This window comes from Nocardia sp. NPDC051833, from assembly GCF_040681225.1.
In the GTDB taxonomy this organism is placed as follows: Bacteria; Actinomycetota; Actinomycetes; order Mycobacteriales; family Mycobacteriaceae; genus Nocardia.
In genome coordinates this window covers 2,286,306-2,304,608 of record NZ_JBFAYK010000001.1, presented here as the reverse complement: position 1 = coordinate 2,304,608, position 18,303 = coordinate 2,286,306, and the positions used below count along the sequence as shown (strand labels likewise).

Annotated in this window: 20 protein-coding genes; 15 read left to right on the top strand and 5 right to left on the bottom strand. The window is 69.1% G+C overall.

Features of this window, described 5'->3' with window-relative positions; translation table 11 throughout:
* The first annotated feature begins 23 nt into the window (after window positions 1-23).
* The 4 genes from grpE (at window position 24) to AB0L91_RS10415 (ending at window position 3,926) form a co-directional block, all read left to right on the top strand.
* Window positions 24-545, top strand: a complete 522-nt coding sequence (grpE, locus tag AB0L91_RS10430; protein WP_357344169.1) for a nucleotide exchange factor GrpE — start codon at window positions 24-26, stop codon at window positions 543-545.
* 24 nt (window positions 546-569) lie between these two features.
* Window positions 570-1,751 carry a molecular chaperone DnaJ gene (gene dnaJ / locus AB0L91_RS10425; protein ID WP_355274804.1) on the top strand — a complete coding sequence of 394 codons (1,182 nt, stop codon included), beginning with the start codon at window positions 570-572 and terminating at the stop codon, window positions 1,749-1,751.
* Complete coding sequence (locus AB0L91_RS10420) at window positions 1,751-2,152, top strand: helix-turn-helix transcriptional regulator (RefSeq protein ID WP_365008884.1); 402 nt, start codon at window positions 1,751-1,753, stop codon at window positions 2,150-2,152. The genes dnaJ and AB0L91_RS10420 overlap by 1 nt, the downstream gene beginning before the upstream one ends.
* Before the next feature lie 604 nt (window positions 2,153-2,756).
* Window positions 2,757-3,926 carry an FAD-binding oxidoreductase gene (locus AB0L91_RS10415; RefSeq protein ID WP_355274800.1) on the top strand — a complete coding sequence of 390 codons (1,170 nt, stop codon included), beginning with the start codon at window positions 2,757-2,759 and terminating at the stop codon, window positions 3,924-3,926.
* On the opposite strand, the gene AB0L91_RS10410 is transcribed toward AB0L91_RS10415, so the two are convergent.
* Both AB0L91_RS10410 and AB0L91_RS10405 read right to left on the bottom strand, forming a co-directional pair.
* On the bottom strand, window positions 3,923-4,678 hold the full coding sequence (locus tag AB0L91_RS10410; protein WP_365008881.1) for an FAD-binding oxidoreductase: 756 nt from the start codon (window positions 4,676-4,678) through the stop codon (window positions 3,923-3,925). The genes AB0L91_RS10415 and AB0L91_RS10410 overlap by 4 nt on opposite strands.
* Window positions 4,679-4,716: 38 nt before the next feature.
* A complete protein-coding gene (locus tag AB0L91_RS10405) occupies window positions 4,717-5,877 on the bottom strand; it encodes an FAD-binding oxidoreductase (RefSeq protein WP_365008880.1) in 1,161 nt (386 codons plus the stop codon).
* A 271-nt stretch (window positions 5,878-6,148) separates the two neighbouring features.
* On the opposite strand from AB0L91_RS10405, the gene AB0L91_RS10400 reads away from it, so the two are divergent.
* Complete coding sequence (locus AB0L91_RS10400) at window positions 6,149-6,316, top strand: hypothetical protein (protein ID WP_365008878.1); 168 nt, start codon at window positions 6,149-6,151, stop codon at window positions 6,314-6,316.
* Between the two features lie 57 nt (window positions 6,317-6,373).
* On the opposite strand, the gene AB0L91_RS10395 is transcribed toward AB0L91_RS10400, so the two are convergent.
* On the bottom strand, window positions 6,374-6,814 hold the full coding sequence (locus tag AB0L91_RS10395; RefSeq protein ID WP_365008877.1) for a MarR family transcriptional regulator: 441 nt from the start codon (window positions 6,812-6,814) through the stop codon (window positions 6,374-6,376).
* A gap of 69 nt (window positions 6,815-6,883) precedes the next feature.
* On the opposite strand from AB0L91_RS10395, the gene AB0L91_RS10390 reads away from it, so the two are divergent.
* A complete protein-coding gene (locus AB0L91_RS10390; protein WP_365008874.1) occupies window positions 6,884-7,492 on the top strand; it encodes a maleylpyruvate isomerase family mycothiol-dependent enzyme in 609 nt (202 codons plus the stop codon).
* On the opposite strand, the gene AB0L91_RS10385 is transcribed toward AB0L91_RS10390, so the two are convergent.
* Window positions 7,482-7,790 carry a hypothetical protein gene (locus AB0L91_RS10385; RefSeq protein WP_365008873.1) on the bottom strand — a complete coding sequence of 103 codons (309 nt, stop codon included), beginning with the start codon at window positions 7,788-7,790 and terminating at the stop codon, window positions 7,482-7,484. The genes AB0L91_RS10390 and AB0L91_RS10385 overlap by 11 nt on opposite strands.
* Window positions 7,791-7,913: 123 nt before the next feature.
* Here AB0L91_RS10385 and AB0L91_RS10380 point away from each other — a divergent pair, with 123 nt between their 5' ends.
* From AB0L91_RS10380 to AB0L91_RS10365, 4 genes are read left to right on the top strand one after another with little or no spacing between them, the layout of a single operon-like run.
* Window positions 7,914-8,462: a DUF3558 domain-containing protein gene (locus AB0L91_RS10380; protein ID WP_365008871.1), complete on the top strand. Its 549-nt coding sequence runs from the start codon at window positions 7,914-7,916 to the stop codon at window positions 8,460-8,462.
* 10 nt (window positions 8,463-8,472) lie between these two features.
* Window positions 8,473-8,847 (top strand): hypothetical protein, encoded by a 375-nt coding sequence (locus AB0L91_RS10375; protein ID WP_365008868.1) that lies wholly within the window; start codon window positions 8,473-8,475, stop codon window positions 8,845-8,847.
* Window positions 8,848-10,152 (top strand): hypothetical protein, encoded by a 1,305-nt coding sequence (locus AB0L91_RS10370; protein WP_365008865.1) that lies wholly within the window; start codon window positions 8,848-8,850, stop codon window positions 10,150-10,152. It begins immediately after the preceding gene.
* 34 nt (window positions 10,153-10,186) lie between these two features.
* Window positions 10,187-10,945, top strand: a complete 759-nt coding sequence (locus AB0L91_RS10365; protein WP_365008863.1) for an ESX secretion-associated protein EspG — start codon at window positions 10,187-10,189, stop codon at window positions 10,943-10,945.
* 7 nt (window positions 10,946-10,952) lie between these two features.
* Here the strand turns inward: AB0L91_RS10365 and AB0L91_RS10360 are convergent, their stop codons facing one another.
* Window positions 10,953-11,942 (bottom strand): NADP-dependent oxidoreductase, encoded by a 990-nt coding sequence (locus tag AB0L91_RS10360; protein ID WP_365008861.1) that lies wholly within the window; start codon window positions 11,940-11,942, stop codon window positions 10,953-10,955.
* Between the two features lie 208 nt (window positions 11,943-12,150).
* On the opposite strand from AB0L91_RS10360, the gene clpB reads away from it, so the two are divergent.
* The 5 genes from clpB (at window position 12,151) to pyrE (ending at window position 18,261) form a co-directional block, all read left to right on the top strand.
* Window positions 12,151-14,724, top strand: coding sequence for an ATP-dependent chaperone ClpB (clpB, locus tag AB0L91_RS10355; protein WP_355274766.1), 2,574 nt, complete (start codon window positions 12,151-12,153; stop codon window positions 14,722-14,724).
* Window positions 14,725-14,786: 62 nt separating this feature from the next.
* Window positions 14,787-15,572: a DUF5666 domain-containing protein gene (locus tag AB0L91_RS10350; protein WP_355274763.1), complete on the top strand. Its 786-nt coding sequence runs from the start codon at window positions 14,787-14,789 to the stop codon at window positions 15,570-15,572.
* 107 nt (window positions 15,573-15,679) lie between these two features.
* On the top strand, window positions 15,680-16,795 hold the full coding sequence (locus AB0L91_RS10345) for a hypothetical protein (protein WP_355274760.1): 1,116 nt from the start codon (window positions 15,680-15,682) through the stop codon (window positions 16,793-16,795).
* Between the two features lie 19 nt (window positions 16,796-16,814).
* On the top strand, window positions 16,815-17,621 hold the full coding sequence (locus AB0L91_RS10340) for an SDR family NAD(P)-dependent oxidoreductase (RefSeq protein ID WP_355274757.1): 807 nt from the start codon (window positions 16,815-16,817) through the stop codon (window positions 17,619-17,621).
* Window positions 17,622-17,697: 76 nt separating this feature from the next.
* Window positions 17,698-18,261, top strand: a complete 564-nt coding sequence (gene pyrE / locus AB0L91_RS10335) for an orotate phosphoribosyltransferase (protein ID WP_019049751.1) — start codon at window positions 17,698-17,700, stop codon at window positions 18,259-18,261.
* Window positions 18,262-18,303: the final 42 nt, after the last annotated feature.

Sequence of the window (18,303 nt, the reverse complement as noted above, 5' to 3'; positions counted from 1 at the left end):
AGGAGCTGATCGAAGACATCGTCATCGATGCCGACTCCGCCGCCGACGCGGCGGCGGAGCCGTCCACCGACGGCGAGGCCGAAGCGCCGGTCAGCGACGAGCTGGCCGAGCGCACCGCCGACCTGCAGCGGTTGACCGCGGAATACGCGAACTACCGCCGCCGGGTGGAGCGGGATCGTCAGGCCAACATCGACGCGGCCAAGGCCGCCGTGGTGACCGAGTTGCTCGGTGTGCTCGACGATCTGGACCGGGCCAGGGCGCACGGCGACCTGGAGACCGGCCCGCTCAAGGCCGTCGCCGACAAGCTGGAGACCGCGCTGACCAAGCAGGGTCTCGTCGAATTCGGTGGCGTCGGTGACCCGTTCGACCCCACGCTGCACGAGGCCGTGCAGCACGAGGGTTCGGGCGCGGATCCGGTGATCGGCCTGGTCATGCGCAAGGGCTATCGGTTCGGCGACCGGGTGCTTCGGCACGCGCTGGTCGGGGTAACCGATGCCGAGGCCGTGGGGGCATCGGATTCGGATGCCGACGGCGACACTCAATAACAACTCGAGAGGAGGAGATGCCCGGTGAGCCAACGGGAGTGGATCGAGAAGGACTTCTACAAGGAGCTGGGTGTCTCCTCCGGCGCCTCGCAGGACGAGATCAAGAAGGCCTACCGCAAGCTCGCCCGCGACCTGCACCCGGACTCCAACCCGGGTGACACCAAGGCCGAGGAGCGGTTCAAGGCGGTCAGCGAGGCCAACGCCGTGCTGTCGGATCCGGCCAAGCGCAAGGAGTACGACGAGACGCGTCGCCTGTTCGCGGGCGGCGGTGGGCGCGGCTACGGCGGCGGCGGGTTCACCCCCGGCGCAGGCGGCGGCTTCTCGCAGGACTTCAACATCGGTGACATCTTCGGCCAGGCCGGCGGCGCCGGTGCGGGCGACGGTGGGCTCGGCGATCTGCTGGGCGGGCTGTTCAACCGGGGCGGCGCGCGTGGCGCGAGCCGCCCGCGCCGTGGCTCCGATGTGGAGACCGAGACGACGCTGGGCTTCCGCGAGGCGGCCCAAGGCGTCACCGTTCCGCTGCGGATGACCAGCCCGTCGCCGTGCACCACGTGTCACGGCAGCGGCGCCAAGCCGGGCACCAGCCCGCGAGTGTGTCCGCACTGCAACGGTTCCGGTGTGGTCAGCCGCAATCAGGGCGCGTTCGGTTTCAGCGAGCCCTGTGACGACTGCCGCGGCACCGGGTCGATCATCGACGACCCCTGCACCGACTGCTCGGGCACCGGCATCCAGAACCGGACCCGCACCATCACGGTGCGGATCCCGCCGGGGGTCAGTGACGGGCAGAAGATCCGGCTGGCCGGGCAGGGCGAAGCGGGCCTGCGTGGGGCGCCCTCGGGCGATCTCTACGTGACCGTGCACGTCAGCCAGGACAAGGTGTTCGGCCGTCAGGGCGACGACCTCACCCTGGTGCTCCCGGTGAGCTACAGCGAATTGGTGCTGGGGACAACTGTTTCCGTGCCGACGCTGGACGGCCGGGTCGGCGTGAAGGTGCCGCCGGGTACCGCCGACGGGCGTATCCTGCGGGTACGCGGTCGTGGTGTGCCCAAGCGCGGCGCGGCGGGCGGCGCCGGTGACCTGCTGGTCACGGTGAAGGTCGCGGTTCCGCAGAACCTGGACTCCGACGCCACCGATGCGCTCAAGCGCTATCAGGAGGCCGAGCGGGCCGGTGGCTTCGATCCGCGTGCAGGATGGGCGGGTGCTTGATGTCGGATAATCCGAAGTCCGCGTCGGGTGGGACCTCGCGTGCCGAGTTCTTCATGATCTCGGTGGCGGCTCAGCTGGCGGGTATGCACGCGCAGACGCTGCGCACGTACGACCGGCTGGGTTTGGTCACCCCCCAACGCACTTCGGGTGGCGGACGCCGGTACTCGGCCCGCGACGTCGAGCTGCTGCGCGAAGTGCAGCGGCTGTCGCAGGACGAGGGCGTCAACCTCGCCGGCATCAAGCGCATCATCGAGCTCACCAATCAGGTGGAGGCGCTGCAACAGCGCGTCGAGGAGATGAGCGCCGAGCTGGAGCAGTTGCGGGCGGGCTACCGGCCCGACCTGTCACCGCCCCAGCGCAGCACCGCGCTCGTGGTCTGGCAGCCACGGCACCGGCGCTGAGTTCCACGTTTCGACCGGGCCCCCGGTTCGCGATCCGCTCCCGCGGTCGCGGGCCGAGGGCTCGGTCAATCCCCGGCGATCGGCTGGTGATTCTCCAGCAACCTCTTTATTCGTGATCTTGCTCCGGCTGTCACCCGGTGCAACGCTGTGAGGTGGGGATATATCTCGGAACCATCACGGAAGTTTGCTGGAAGGACGCTGAATTCGGACCAATCGGAGCCTGTTTCCGCAGGAGAAACCCGGCGCTCCGACCCACCCTTCCCGCGTGTCGCGGCACGGCGCGTCGGATTTCGAGGCTGCGGATTCGTAGCGGAAGGGTCGCTCTACCAGGCACATCGGTGCGGGATTGATGCTTTTGCGGGCAAGATCAGCAAAGTGTGAGGTAGCGTTCACCCGTCTTTAACGATCTTGAGGTATGTTTTCAGGTGATACTGATGAGTACCGTATGGTTTTTAGAGAATTACACTCGTGATGTTTAAGAGTACGATTACGAAGCTGGCAAACCTCGCCTAGACTTCTCGCATCGGCTGCTGACGAGTGTCCTCCCAGCCCGTCACTCGCCGGCGCGGCTAGCGTTCGATGGCGAAACGAGGTTGTGACACATATGGATTCGCGGACTGTCGCTTTGATCCGAACTACGTTCAAGGCGGTTGCTGCGGAAGACGGTGGGCCCGAGAAGCTAGCCAGGTCGTTCTACTCGATCCTGTTCACGGACTATCCCGGCGTCCGCGACTACTTCCCGGCCGCCATGGACTCCCAGCGTGACCGGCTCGTCAAGGCGATCTCCTACGCGCTCGACCGGCTGGAAGAGCCGGACAAGCTGCTTCCCTTCCTGGCCCAGCTCGGGCGCGATCACCGCAAGTACGGCGTGCAACCCGCGCACTACGTCGCGGTCGCCAACTCGCTGAAGTCGGCCATGCGCCAGTTCGCCGGCACCGAGATGTGGACCGACGAGGTCGCCAGCGCCTGGGACGAGGGTCTGGCCACCATCAGCGGCGCGATGATCAGCGCCGCCGACAAGGAGACGACGCCCGCCGCCTGGAGCGCGACCGTGGTCGAACGCCGGGAGGTGCTGCGCAATCTCGCGGTCATCCGGGTCCAGCTCGATCAGCCGATGCAGTACGCGGCGGGCCAGTACCTCAGCGTCCAGGTGCCCGCGCGGCCCCGGATGTGGCGCTATCTCTCCCCGGCCAACCCGGCGAACGCCAACGGTGAGATCGAGTTCCACGTGCGCAGCGTGCTCGGCGGCTGGGTGAGCCCGGCCATGGTCTCGCACACCACCGTCGGCGACCAGTGGCTGCTCGGATCGCCGCTCGGCGGGCTCGGCGTGCCCCGCAACACCAAGCGCAAGATGCTGATGGTCGGCTGCGGCACCGGCATCGCGCCGCTGCGCGCGCAGATCATGGCGATGGCCCAGCGCCGGGTGAACCCGAAGGTCCACCTGTTCGTCGGCGGCCACCACCCCTGCGACCTCTACGACCTGCAGGTCCTGAGCCAGCTGGCCATCGCCAACAAGTGGCTCACCGTCACCCCGGTCAGCGAGAGCGACGAGAACCCCTGGTGGTTCTACGATTCCGGCGAACCCCAGGCCGAACTCCCCGGCCTCGAGCCCCGGATGACCGGCCAGATCGGCAAGGTCGTCGCCAGCTACGGCCCCTGGGCCGACCGCGACGTCCAGATCGTCGGCTCGCCCTCCATGGTCCAGACCACCAAGTTCCGCCTGATGGCCGCGGGCACCCAGGCCAAGTCGATCCGCCACGACCCCCTGTTCTAGGCCCCCTCGGCGGTGATGTTCGCCGGGGGAGTGCCGGATTCGATCAGCCGGTCGACCGTGGTGCGGACCATGGCGGGGGAGCCGCAGACCAGGACCTGCTGCTGACCGAACGGGCCGTGCGCGGCGGCCACGTCGGCGAGCGTGCCGTGCAGCATCTCGGCAGGGGCGAAGCCGATGTCGACGCGGGAGTGCTCGTGCCATTCGTCGCGGATCGACGGATCGTCGGGGCTCTCGACCACGGGAATCACCGTCAGCCAGGGCAATTCACCGGACAGCAGGAACAGCATGTCCGAGGCGTAGAGGTCGCGCGGGGAGCGGCCACCGTAGAACAGGTACGTGCGCGGCGGATTCTCCCGCCGGGCCAGCTCCAGGATCTGGGCGCGCATCGGCGCCAGACCGGTCCCGCCCGCGATCATCACCACCTCGGTGGTCTCGGGCTCGACGTGGAAGACGCCGTAGGGTGCGTTGATCCGCCACTGATCGCCGGGCTTGGTGTCGGCGACGATCGAACTCGAGCACCAGCCGCCGGGCACCGTGCGCACGTGGAATTCCAGCTTGCCGTCCAGCGAGGGCGGCAGCGCGGGGGAGAGCCTGCGCCGCACGCCGGGATGCTGGGGCACCTCCACCTCGACCGAACCGCCCGCCGCGAACGGCACGAAGTCGCCGATCAGCCGGATCACGGCGATGTCGTTGCGCAGACGGTGGTGGCCGACGACAGTCGCCGTCCAGGCCGGGGCGGGAATCTCGCTCATCGGTCTCTTTCGCGAAACGGGTGGTGCGGGACGGGTTCTCAGCCGACCGGGTCGGCGGCGATGATCTGCGGCGGCGTGCCGGCCCGGATCAGGGCGCGGCGGGTGTCGGCGATCATCCGGGGCGAGCCGGCGAGCTGGATCTGCCGGTCGGCCCACGCGCCGAAGCTGGTCACCACCGCACCCAGATTACCGACCAGGCGACGGTACATGCCGGTCGGCGTCGACGCGGGACGCTGCGGATACCACCACGGATCGTCGCGTTCCTCGCACACCGGCACCACGGTCAGCCAGGGGTTGGACTGGGAGAGCTGCCACATGTTGTCGACGTCGTAGAGGTCGCCGGGGAAGCGGCCGCCGACGAAGAAGTGCACGCGCGGATTGATCCCGCGCTGACTCATCTCGATCAGCTGCGCGCGCAGCGGCGCGATCCCGGTGCCGGAGCCGATGAACAGCACGTCGCGCCCGGATTCCCGGTCGACGTGCAGGCCGCCGAGCGGACCGGCGATCTTCCACCGATCGCCGACTTTGGTGTCGTTGACGATCGCGGGACTCACCCAGCCGCCGCTGATCCGGCGCACGTGGAACTCGATCTCGCCGTACGGGTTGGCGGGGATGGCGGGGGAGAAGTAGCGCCACATGTTCGGCCGCTGCGGCACCTGCACCGGCACGTACTGACCGGCCTTGAACGGAATCGGCCCGTCGGCCTGTAGTCGCACGATGGCCAGATCGTCGAGCACCTTGCGATGCCCGACCACCGTCGCGCCCCAGAACGGCTGCGACTTGTCCTCGTTGGCGCCGATCGCCATCGAGGCCGAGACGAGGATGGTGATATCGCTCCAGCCCTCGTGCAGTTCCTTGGTCCACCGGTTGCCGTGGAAGGAACGCAGGGCCGACAGCAGCGCCCGGCCCGCCATGTCGTAGTGGTCCGCCTCGACCCCGTATTTGCGGTGGTCGCGGGCCAGTTGCTCGAGGAACTTCTGCGCGCGCTCGAAGTCCTCCAGATTGTCCAGGACATACTGCAGCGCCGTGGCCAGACGCTTGGGCATCATGTCCATGGCGGGGGGGAACAGCTCCCGTAACGCCGGGTTCTGCGCGAACAGGTGACCGTAGAAAGCGCTGATCAGCCGCTCTGCACCACCGGGCGTCTCCGACACCCCGCGGAAATCGGCGCGGACCAGCGCAAGCGAACGCGCATCCACGTCGTCAAGCTCCCTTTCCCTGAAATTGCTGCGATGTGGCCCCGCCTCGCGACGGGCACCTCCTCAAGTATCCCCCGAAACATGCCGCTGGGTGCAGGGATGCTCGTCACCGTCCCATTCGCCGGACGGATCGTAAGCCGTCGATCGCGGGTTGGCACGCTGTCGCCGTGATCGATATGGGTCGGTGATCTTGCTCGGGCCCGAACCTCGATCCACGTGCGGCCCGCACGACCTCCAGCAACACAGCGCATCACTTGCGATGATTGGCGATGTGACCAGGCTGTTCACCCCTGCTGAGCAAGGCCCGATCCGCCCACAGCGCGACATCGGCACGGCTGAGTTGAAAGCGCGTCTCGCGCGCTTCACTGACGTCGGTGAAGCGTCCGAGGAGCGTGCGGAGATCGAAGCGGCTTTCGGCGCCGAGCGCCTCGACTACTGACGGCCCGATTCGGCACTCTGTCGGCCTGCTGGATCGGGGCCGACTCGGGCATTGGATCTAACGGTACGAGTCCGTGATCTCCCGCAGTGCGACGAGGGACTTTCGCAGGGTGGCGGCACGCCTCGGCCCCAGGTGCGCGACCCATTCTGCCTGCACCTCGACTGCCGCGCGATTCGCCACCTCGACTGCCTGCTGCCCCTTCTCCGCCAGCCGCAGCAGCCTGGCGCGGCCGTCGCTCGGGTCGGGCTCACGTGCCAGATAGCCCGCCCGTACGAGCTGATCCACCAGTACCCCCGCGGTCTGCTTGGTGACCTGCGCTTGCGCGGCGAGGTCGGTCAGCCGCGACCCCTCCGGCCCGATCCGCGCGACCAGTCGCGCCTGCGCCTGCGTCAGATCCGCGAATCCGTTCTCGGTCAGCGCGACGAGCACCCGCCGCTCCATCTCCCGATAGGGAACGAAGAGCAGAACCCCGAGGTTGAGTGCGTCGTCGTCGGTCATCCCGCTCCTTGATCCGGTCAGCTTCACTGACTATATTAGTCAGAAAGGCTGACGAATTGGAGGCCGACCGTGGATGTCGATCAACACTGGCGGATCATCGCCGAGCAGCGCCGCGCCATCGTCGACCTGCTCACCACCCTCACTCCCGCCGAGCTGGACAGCCCCTCGCTCTGCGACGGCTGGCGCATCCGCGACGTCGCCGCCCACGTGGCGCTGGCTCCGCAACCGCCCGGCCCCCTCGGCATGCTCCGCGAGGCGGCCCGCGCCCGCGGCAGCTTCCACCGCCTCAATCACGACATCGCCGTCCACCACGCCGACGCCACCCCCGACCTCGCCGCCGACCTGTCGGCCGTCGCCGACTCCCGCCGCCTGCCCGTCGTCACCAACTACCGCAACATCCACTACGACGTCATCGTGCACGCCCAGGACATCGCCCGGCCCCTCGGTCGCACCATCACCGTCGATCCCGCCGCGGCGGCCGTTGCGGCCCAACGGGTCTGGACCATGGGCTGGCCGTTCTGGGCCGAGCGCCGCCTCGCCGAGGTCACCCTCGTCGCCGAGGATTCGCCCTGGACCGTCGGCTCCGGACCCGAGCTCCGCGGCACCACCCTCGACCTGCTCCTGCTCCTCACCGGCCGCGACGTCAGCGATCTGGTCCGCCGCCGGGTCAGCCGGTGACCAATCGCACCGCCGCCTGCCGCGCGTCCTCCCCGACCTCCCCGATCTCGAATTTCTTGCCGACGATGTGCTGGACCAACGCGGGCTCCGGCGGCACCCCGTACTTGCGCAGGTAATGCGGAACCGCCCCCGGCCACACGAACACCCCGTCGGTGTGGAAGTTCGACGGTACATCCCGAACCCGCGCGTCGAAGTCGTCGGCGTCATAGCCGCGTGCGCTCAAAACCACCGGCGCGTGCGCGAGATAGGCCAGCACCCGATCGCGGATCAGCGGGTCGAGCCCGGGCCGATTCACCACCGGTTTGCCCCCCGGGATCGCGCCCGTCGAACGGCGCCGAAAGTCGAAGTCCACTCATGGTCGACCAACCTACGCGGCCGGGCTCAACCACTCTTTCCCATGCTAATCTCCCAGGTCAGAGCAGTGGACGGCGAGAAGGGGCGGGGATTGAAACGCGCAGGTACAGCATTGATCGTGGCGGGCCTTGCGGTGGTCGGGCTGGCCGCGTGCGACTCGGGGGAGAGTTCGTCGAAGGGGGCGACCACGACGGCGAAGCCGACGCTGTGGAACCCGTGTACGGAGATCTCGGATGACGCGCTGACAGCAGCGGGGGTGGATCCGGCCTCGGAGGAGAAGGGGGTTGCCGGGGTTTCGCAGTCGGGGTGGGAGATCTGTGGATGGGACGGGCCGACGTTCGCCGTCACCGTCTACGCCACGAATAAGGCTGTGGATCAGTTCAAGTCCAAGCCCGGCAATGTCGACTTCCGCACCGTCACGATCGCCGGGCGAACCGGGGAAGAGTTCCGCGTCGAAGGCGCGTCGAAGAAGCTCGACTGCAACGTCGTGTTCCCGGTCTCGCAAGGCGTCGTGCAGTTGCAGGTCCTGAATCGCGCGAGTCTGGACGGGCTGACGGATCCGTGCGTGTCCTTGGCGCGCGTGGGGGAGACCCTCGTTCCGACCTTCCCGAGATGAGGGGGCGGACATGGCTGAATCCCCGTATTCGGATCTGCTCGGAAAGGCGCGCGCGGGCGAGGTCTATCTGAACGACGAAGCGGCCGCGTACCACATGTACAAGGCGTGCGATAAGCGGCTCACCGATCTGGATTCGCTACGCGCCGTGGCTATTCGAGCGCAGGCCGTCAGCGGCTTCGGCGACTTCGACATGGCCAGGCAGCTGGAGAAGCAGTTCCTCCGGCAGGCTACCGGCGACGACAATTCCGTCGACGCCGTCATCATGAAAGACATCGAAGCCGTCAAACAACTGCGCGAAGTCTTCTCCCTCTCCTTCAAACACCTCACCGGCCAGGACATCGAAAACGCCAACGCCCTCGACTACACCACCGAGCAGGTGAAGTAGATGCAGCCCAATATCGCCGGACTCGACCTCTTCGGCGGCCTCCGCAACTTCGTCATGTCCCCGTTCGGCGACGACGGCGAACTCGACGCCTCCGACATCGCGGACATCCAGGACCGGTACAACGACCAGCGCACGACCAACCGGCAGCGGGCCGCCGAACTCGGGTTCGACGGTGAATTCCGTCCCGCGATGGTGACGAAGACCGACGACTTCCAGGGCCCCGTCGCCCAGCTGCGGGCGAAGGTGGACAAGATCGACCTCGACGCCGTCAACGATCTGATCAGCGCGTGGAACGAGATCTCCACCCGCAACAGCACCTCGCTCGACGAGTTCCGCAAGCAGATCACCCGGGGCATGGCACCCGATGTCTGGTCCGGCGCGGCAGCGACCGCGGCGGCGCAGACCGTCGCGGCCTACGACGCCACGGGCAAGAAGGTCACCACCGCCGCCGCGCTCACCAGGAGCAAGCTGGACGAACTGCGCACCGGCCTCGAACCGACGAAACGGCTGGTTCCGTTCGAGCCCGAACATCGCAGCGGTCTGGACAATTTCGGTGGCCTCTTCACCGGCCGCGCCTGGCGCAATGATGATGTCGCACAGGAGAATGCGCGGGTCGAGGCGGTTCGCGTCCTGACATCGGTCTACGCCCCGGTGATTATCGAATCCGATACTAAGGTTCCGGTCATACCCATTCCGAAGACCGTCGAGAACGGCGGCGGGGATCCCGATGACACCGGCGGGTCGACCAGGCCGAACTCGAACAACCCGAATTCGACCACCCCGGGCACCGGGCAACCGGCGACCGACCCCGCGGCCACGACTCCGGCGTCGACCACCCCGGCCGACGACGACACCACCACCGACGACACGACCGCGGGCGACGACACGACGACCGACGACGAGTCGACCGCACCCCAGTCGACCGACCCCGGCGCGACCACGCCGGCATCCACGACGCCGAGCGGAACCACACCCGGATCCGGTTCACCGTCCGGATCACCCGGCGGCGCGGGAACTCCCGGCTCCGGCTCGCCGGGCTCGCCCGCGCCGGGCAGCGCGGTCCCCGGTGGCGGCGCGGCCGCGGGCACCACGACAGCGGGCGCGCGGGCGGCGGGCGCGGGCAGCGGTGCCGCGGGCCGGGCCGGCATGCCGGGCATGGGCGCCCCTGGCGCCAGGGGTGGTGGCAAGGACGACGAATCCACCAGGGGCATTCCCGACTACCTGGTCACCCAGGAACACGGTGACGAACTCACCGGTCTGGACAACCTGCCCAAGCTGGTGCCGCCCGTCATCGGCGCCGACTGAATCGCGAAACCTGATGGAACAGAGTAGATCTCCCGTGCGTACCTGGCATCTCACCGCTCTAGACTTCCGCACCCTGTGGGAAGCGGCGGGCCGCGACGTCCTGCCGTACCCGCTGCACCACCGCTACGTCGGCGTCGAATCCCGGGCGGAGATCCTCCGGCTGCGCGGCAAGGCCGCCGAGAACATGATGGCCGAGTTCGACAGCGACCTCGACGCCGCCATGGCCGCGTTGCTGGCGCCGCACGCGCGCGTCGAGGTGGCGGGCGCGTGCGGCAGCACGCGAACGATCCGCGCGCACGGCGGAACCCGGGACACCTACGCCGCCTTGGCCGTTCAGGCGCCCGGTGAGGAATCCGACCCGGGCGACATCGCCCTGCACCTGATGGCCCCCGACGACCTGGCCGCCGCCGTGCTGTCCACCCTCCCCAAGGTCGGCCCCGGCACCGGCCGCGAAATCAAAGTCACCGCAGCCGAACTCGCGGCTCCCCGCCCGCACGTCCGCGACCGCTGGAACCCCACCCCGCGCGAACAACTCGAAACCTTCCTCGCCAAACCCACCGACACCCTCACCCACATCGGCGTCTACGCCCACGCCAGCGTCGACAACCGCCACACCGAAGGCCGCGACGACTTCCAGCTCCACGACCTCACCAACGACGGCCGCTACGTCTTCTACGGCGAATCCACCTTCATCGCCAAGCCCACCACCCCCACCCGCCTCCACACCACCCTCGCCTCGATCCTCACCACCACCGCCACCAAGGCCCGCACCGGCACCTACCGCCCCCACTGACCACCGATCAGATGGCCAGGACGGTTTTTCCGCGGGCGCGGCCTGCGCCGAGGACGGCGGGGGCGGCTTCCAGGGGGACGGTCGCTTCGACGGGGACGACCACGTCGCCCGAGGCGACGCGGGCGAGCAGGCGGCTGAGTTCCGGTCCGCGGCCCTTGGATTCGAAGTTGCCGCCGGTGATGTCGTGTTCGCGCAGGGCGTTCTCGTCGGCGGCCCAGGTGGTGGAGTAGGCGCGGCCGCCGCGGCGGACGAGGGTGGCGTGGGTGGCGAAGTCGGCGGGGCTGCTGACCAGGTCGAAGAGGACGTCGATGCCGTCGGGGTGGGTGAAGCGGACGGCGCCGGTGATGCTGGAGTCGCGTTTCGTGGCGGGGTCGGGGTCGACCAGGTTGGGGTCGGCGGGGCGGATCTGGGTGTAGTCGATGGTTTCCGCGGCGCCGAGGCGGGCGACCTGGTCGGTGGCGTCGCCGCGGGCGGTGGCGATGACGTGCGCGCCCGCGATATTGGCGAGCTGGACCAGGAAGGAGCCGACGCCGCCGGTCGCGCCGACGATCAGCACCGTCTGGCCGGGCCGGATCTGCGCGGTGTCGACGAGGTCCTGGGCGGTGACGCCCGCGACGGGGAGCGCGGCGGCCGCGACCGAGGTGACGCCGTCGGGGATGGGCACCAGCGTGGCGTCCTCGGGCAGGGTCGCGTACTGCGCCCAGCTGCCGTGCCCGGCGGGGGCGGTGAGGAACTTGCCGACCACCCGGTCGCCGACCGCGAACGAGCGCACGCCTGCGCCGACCGCCGAGATCGTGCCGGCGCCGTCGACGCCGAGGATCATCGGGAAGTCGGTGGGCATCTTGCCCTCGAGGATGCCGTCGGCCATCTTCAGGTCGAACGGGTTGACGCCGGCGGCGTCCAGCGCGACCTGCACCTCTCCGCGCCCGGGCTCCGGCACCGGCATATCGGCGAGTTCGGGAGTGGCACCGAACTTCTGAACCACGATCGCGCGCATCGGTCGGCTCCTCTTCTCGGGTGGTCCGGGCACGGCAATCCTAGGCGGACAGCCTTGCGACGTGCGGTGATTGATCGTCTTCGGTGGTGTCGCGGCGTAGCGTGAACACCGATTCGGTGTCCGCCGGAAAAAGTTGAAGTTGAGTGGAACAGACTCAACTTTGTGAGCGTTGAACCAGTCGATACCTGACCTACCCCGGAGGAGATCTGTGGACTCGTTCAATCCCACCACCAAGACACAGGCGGCGCTGACCGCCGCCCTTCAGGCCGCTTCGGCGGCAGGCAACCCGGAGATCCGTCCGGCGCACTTGCTGGTGGCGTTGCTGGATCAGACCGATGGCATCGCCGCCCCGCTGCTGAAGGCCATCGGTGTCGACCCGGCGACCGTCGAGCGCGAAGCGGGCGACATCGTCGACCGGCTGCCGCGCGCGACCGGCGCGACCACCACACCGCAGCTCGGCCGCGAGGCGCTGGCCGCCCTGGCCGCCGCGCAGCGACTGGCCACCGAACTCGGCGACGAGTACGTCTCGACCGAGAACCTGCTGGTCGGCCTCGCCGACGGCGACTCCGAGGTGGCCAAGCTGCTGCGCAGGCACGGCGCGAGCCCCGAGGCGCTGCGCGATGCCTTCACCACGGTGCGCGGGAGCGCGCGGGTCACCAATCCCGACCCGGAGGCCAGCTACCAGGCCCTGGAGAAGTACTCCACCGACCTCACCGAGGCCGCCCGCGCCGGCAAGCTCGACCCGGTGATCGGGCGCGACACCGAGATCCGCCGCGTGGTGCAGGTGCTCTCGCGGCGCACCAAGAACAACCCGGTGCTCATCGGTGAGCCGGGCGTCGGCAAGACCGCCATCGTGGAGGGTCTGGCGCGCCGGATCATCGAGGGCGACGTCCCGGAGTCGTTGCGCAACAAGAAGGTCGTCTCGCTCGACCTGGGCGCGATGGTCGCGGGCGCGAAGTATCGCGGTGAGTTCGAGGAGCGGCTCAAGGCCGTGCTCGACGACATCAAGAACAGCGCGGGCGAGATCATCACCTTCATCGACGAGCTGCACACCATCGTCGGCGCGGGCGGCACCGGCGACTCCGCGATGGACGCGGGCAACATGATCAAGCCGCTGCTCGCGCGCGGCGAACTGCGCCTGGTCGGCGCGACCACGCTCGACGAGTACCGCAAGTACATCGAGAAGGACGCGGCGCTCGAGCGCCGGTTCCAGCAGGTCATGGTCGGTGAGCCGTCGGTGGCCGACACCATCGGCATCCTGCGCGGCATCAAGGAGCGCTACGAGGTGCACCACGGCGTGCGGATCACCGATTCCGCGCTGGTGGCGGCCGCGACGCTGTCGGACCGCTACATCACCTCCCGGTTCCTGCCCGACAAGGCGATCGACCTGATCGACGAGTCGGCCTCGCGGCTGCGCATGGAGATCGACTCCCGCCCGGTCGAGATCGACGAGGTGGAGCGGGCCGTGCGCCGCCTCGAGATCGAGGAGGTCGCGCTGGAGAAGGAGACCGACGAGGGCTCCAAGCAGCGGCTGGAGAAGCTGCGCTCCGAACTCGCCGACGACCGCGAGAAGCTCAGCCAGCTCACCACGCGCTGGCAGAACGAGAAGAACGCGATCGACTCGGTGCGCGGGCTCAAGGAGCAGCTCGAGGCGCTGCGCGGGGAGTCCGAGCGGGCCGAGCGCGACGGTGACCTGGGCAAGGCCGCCGAGCTGCGCTACGGCCGGATTCCCGCGCTGGAGAAGGAGCTCGCCACGGCCGAGCAGGTCAGCGGCGCGGCGCCGGACGGCGACGTGATGCTGAACGAGGAGGTCACCCCCGACGACATCGCCGATGTGGTGTCGTCGTGGACGGGCGTGCCGGTCGGCCGGATGCTCGAGGGCGAGACCGCCAAGCTGCTGCGGATGGAGACCGAGGTCGCCGGGCGCGTCGTCGGGCAGGAGGAAGCCGTCCAGGCGGTGTCCGACGCGGTGCGCCGGGCACGGGCCGGGGTCGCCGATCCCAACCGCCCGACCGGGTCGTTCCTGTTCGTCGGGCCGACCGGCGTCGGCAAGACCGAGCTGGCGAAGTCGCTGGCCGACTTCCTGTTCGCCGACGAACGCGCCATGGTCCGCATCGATATGAGCGAGTACAGCGAGAAGCACTCGGTGGCTCGCCTGGTCGGTGCCCCGCCCGGCTACGTCGGCTACGACCAGGGCGGCCAGCTCACCGAGGCGGTGCGCAGGCGGCCGTACTCGGTGGTGCTGTTCGACGAGATCGAGAAGGCCCATCCCGATGTCTTCGACATCCTGCTGCAGGTCCTCGACGAGGGCAGGCTGACCGACAGCCAGGGCCGCACGGTCGACTTCCGCAACACGATCCTCATCCTCACCTCCAACCTGGGTGCGGGCGGCGATCGGGAGCACGTGATGGAGGCGGTGCGGCGGGCGTTCAAGCCGGAGTTCCTCAACCGGCTCGACGACGTCGTGATGTTCCACGCGCTCGACGCGAAGCAGCTGGAGTCGATCGTCGACATCAATCTGCGGCAGTTGCAGAAGCGGCTCTCGCAGCGGCGGCTGACCCTCGATGTCACCGACGAGGCCAAGCAGTGGCTGGCGGTGCGCGGCTACGACCCGGCCTACGGCGCGCGACCGTTGCGCAGGCTGATCCAGCAGGCCATCGGCGACAGCCTGGCCAAGGAACTGCTCTCCGGCGCGGTCGTCGACGGCGACACGGTGCGGGTGAGCGTGGACGACGCCGCCGACAAGCTGGTCGTCGGCCGGGAGGCTGTCCACAGCTCGTGAATAATCCACAGCGCGGTGCGTAGGGACCTCCCAACGCACCGCGCTGACCTACGCTGGAGCTCATGACGAACCCGAACGATCCGTGGGGGCAACGCCCGGAGGATTCGCCGACCGAACGGTTGGGTTCGCCGGGCATGGATTCGACCAAGCCGTACGGCGGCGGTGGCTTCGACGAGTGGGGGCAGCCGTCGAACCCGACGCAGGCACTACCTCCGCACGACGCGCAGTGGGGCGCCTACGAAAGTGGTTATCCCGCAGCGCAACCACCACCGCACCAGCCGCCCCCCGGCTACGGCCAGAGCTACCCCGGCGCCCCGCCACCGGGCTATCCGCCCCGTCCACAGGACGGTGACCAGGGCGAACCGCCGAAGCGGCACACCGGCCTGTGGATCGCGCTCGGCCTCGGCGTGCTCGCGCTGATCGCGGTCGGCGGCGTGCTCGCCGGCCTGGTGCTGAGCGGCAACAAGTCCGATGACGACAACACCGCATCGGGGGCGACGACCAGCCAGGTGCTGGTGCCGCCGACCAACCGGCAGACCACTCCCGTCGTGCCGCCCAGCGCGAGCGGCCTGCCCGGGCTGCCCGGCCTCGGCGGTGGCGACGATCTCGGCGCCACGATGGGCAGCATCACCGCCAACACCGGCACCGAGATCACCATGAGCACCCTCGGCGGATCGACGGTCCGGGTGCTGATCGACGATGCCACCCAGGTGATCTCGCTGACCAGCACGAAGGCGAGCGAGCTGCCCGTCGGCGACATGGTTATGGTGCAGGGCGACAAGAACCCAGACGGGTCGATCCACGCCAAGATCATCATCAGTACGGCGTTACCAAGCGGCCCCCGATGAGCGACCCGCGCGTCGAAAGCCCGGCACTGCCGGGCGATCACGGCGACGGCTGGATAGGCTAGGCGACGATGACGGCTATGTGGTTCGGGTTAGCGGCGATCGCACTCGTGGGTGCGGTCGTACTGCTGTATTTCGATCGGGTCCAGCGACAGCGGACCGGGCACGCCCGCCAGGTCTGGGCGAAGTCCCAGGGCTATACCTACGTCTCGGTCGAGCCGGCGCTCGCCTCGACGTGGCGTCGTGGCGCACTGGCCAAGCTCGGCTACCTCTCCGCGGTCGACGTGGTCTCCGGCATCCGCAAGGGCGAGAAGTTCGTGCTGTTCGACCTGGAGGACGCGGCGACCCTGGTGGCGGTGCGCAGGCAGATCGGCTCCGAGATCGACGTCGACATGCGGCTCAAGACCGCGTCGCCGCCGAAGGACCACGATCTGGAGCTGCTCGGCGCGATCGGTGACCGCGTCGTCTTCGCGACCGATCCCGAGATCGCCAGGCACGCGGTCGACCAGCGGATGGTCGGCTTCATCGAGTCGCTCACCGACACCGTGCAGATGCTGTGGAGCGAGGGCAACTGGACCCTCGGCATGCTGCCCGTCGGCAGCGGCGCCAAGGACTGGGAGACCGCGATCGACGCGGTGCTGCGCCTGTCCGGCCTGCTGCACGTGCTGCCGCCGGTCGCCGAACCGAGCGAATTCACCCGTCCGCGCAGCAACGCCGACCAGCCGCTGACCGCGCCCCCGCGACCGGCCTACGACGAGGACGACGACTTCGACGACGAGCGGTCGCCGAGCGAGTTCGCGGCAGGCCGCCCGGTCGCCGAGGACTACTCCGACCACGGCCGCGCCCGGTTCCCCGGCCCGGACGACGACCTCGACGACGACGCCGATCGCTATCGCGACGAGCCGGGCTACGGCTCGCGCGGCGCCGCGCCGCAGGCCGCCGCCGCGCCCGACGACTACGAGTACGGCCGTCGCCCGGCGGGCAGGCCCGCCTACACCGCCGACGACTACGACCCCGACCTCGACGATCCCGATTTCGAGGATCAGCCCGCGCCCGGCCGCCGTCCCCTCGGCGAGCCGCCCAAGCGCCCGTCGCTGGCCGTCGTCCCCGAACCGCGGCCGCGCGTGGAACCGCCGCTGCCGCAGGGCGACGACGCCGAATCGGGACAGCCCGGCGGGCCGTTCCATCCGGGGTTCCGCCCGTATCAGGGTCCGGTACCGAAGTGACCAGTGGAATCGACCAGCGATGACCGATAGTCCCGTGCGACTACCCGGCGTGCACCGTCCCGTCGCCATGATCACCGGACCGACGTCCGGGATCGGGCAGGGATTCGCCCACCGCCTCGCCAGCCTCGGCTACGACCTGGTGCTCGTCGCCAGGAACGAGGAGCGGTTGCGCGCGCTCGCCGACGAGCTCGGCCGCCGCTACGCGACCTCCGCCGAGGTACTCGTCGCCGACCTCGCCGACGACGAGGACCGCGCCAGGGTCGCCGAGCGCGCCGCCCAGGGCCTCGAATTCCTGGTCAACAACGCGGGTTTCGCGCATTCGGGCGAGTTCTGGACGCTCGAGCCCGCCGAGTTGCAGGCCCAGCTCGACGTCAACGTCACCTCGGTGCTCCAGCTGAGCAGGGCCGCGCTGCCCGCGATGATCGCCGCGGCGAGCGGGTCGATCGTGAACGTGGCGAGTGTGGCCGGCCTGATCCCCGGCCGGGGGTCGACCTACTCGGCCTCCAAGGCCTACGTCGTATCCTTCTCGGAGGGGTTGGCGGGTGGATTGGCGGGCACCGGTGTCCGCGTCCAGGCGCTGTGCCCCGGGTTCGTGCACACCGAGTTCCACGAGCGCGCAGGCATCGAGATGGGTTCGCTGCCGAAGCGCCTGTGGCTCGACGTCGACCAGGTCGTCGACGGGTGCCTGCAGGATCTGGATTCCGGCAAGGTGATCAGCGTGCCCGGTGTGCAGTACAAGGTGCTCACCGCGGTGGCGGGGTTCGTCCCGCGCACCCTGGTGACCCGCCTCAATCGCGGACTCTTCAACGCGCGCGGACGGACCTAGGGCATGAGCGCTGGGCCGAGAAGCAGCGCGTAGCGTTATCACCGGCCCGGCTCATGACCGAAAGGACACGCAAACGATGATCGACCAGGCACGTCAGGCGCTCACCGAGGCGGATCGCGACCAGCTGGCCGCGCTCGTGCGCGAGCTCGCGGTCGTGCACGGCAAGGTGACGCTGTCCTCGGGCAAGGAGGCCGACTACTACGTCGACCTGCGCCGCGCGACGCTGCACCACCAGGCCGCCCCGCTGATCGGTTCGCTGCTGCGCGAGCTGGTCGCCGACTGGGACTTCGACGCCGTCGGTGGACTCACCATGGGCGCCGATCCGGTCGCGATGGCGGTCATGCACGCGCCGGGTCGTCCGATCGACGCGTTCGTCGTCCGCAAGGCCGCCAAGGCGCACGGTATGCAGCGCCAGATCGAGGGCCCCGACATCGTCGGCAAACGGGTGCTGGTCGTCGAGGACACCACCACCACCGGCAACTCGCCGCTGACCGCGGTTCGCGCGCTGCGCGACGCGGGCGCGATCGTGGTCGGCGTCGCCACCGTCGTCGACCGGGAAACCGGTGCTGACCAGGTCATCGCCGCGGAGGGACTGGAGTATCGGTCCATCCTCGGTCTCGATGACCTTGCTCTGGGTTAGCCTGAACAACGCCAAACCTGGATGACGATGTGGTCGTCCGGT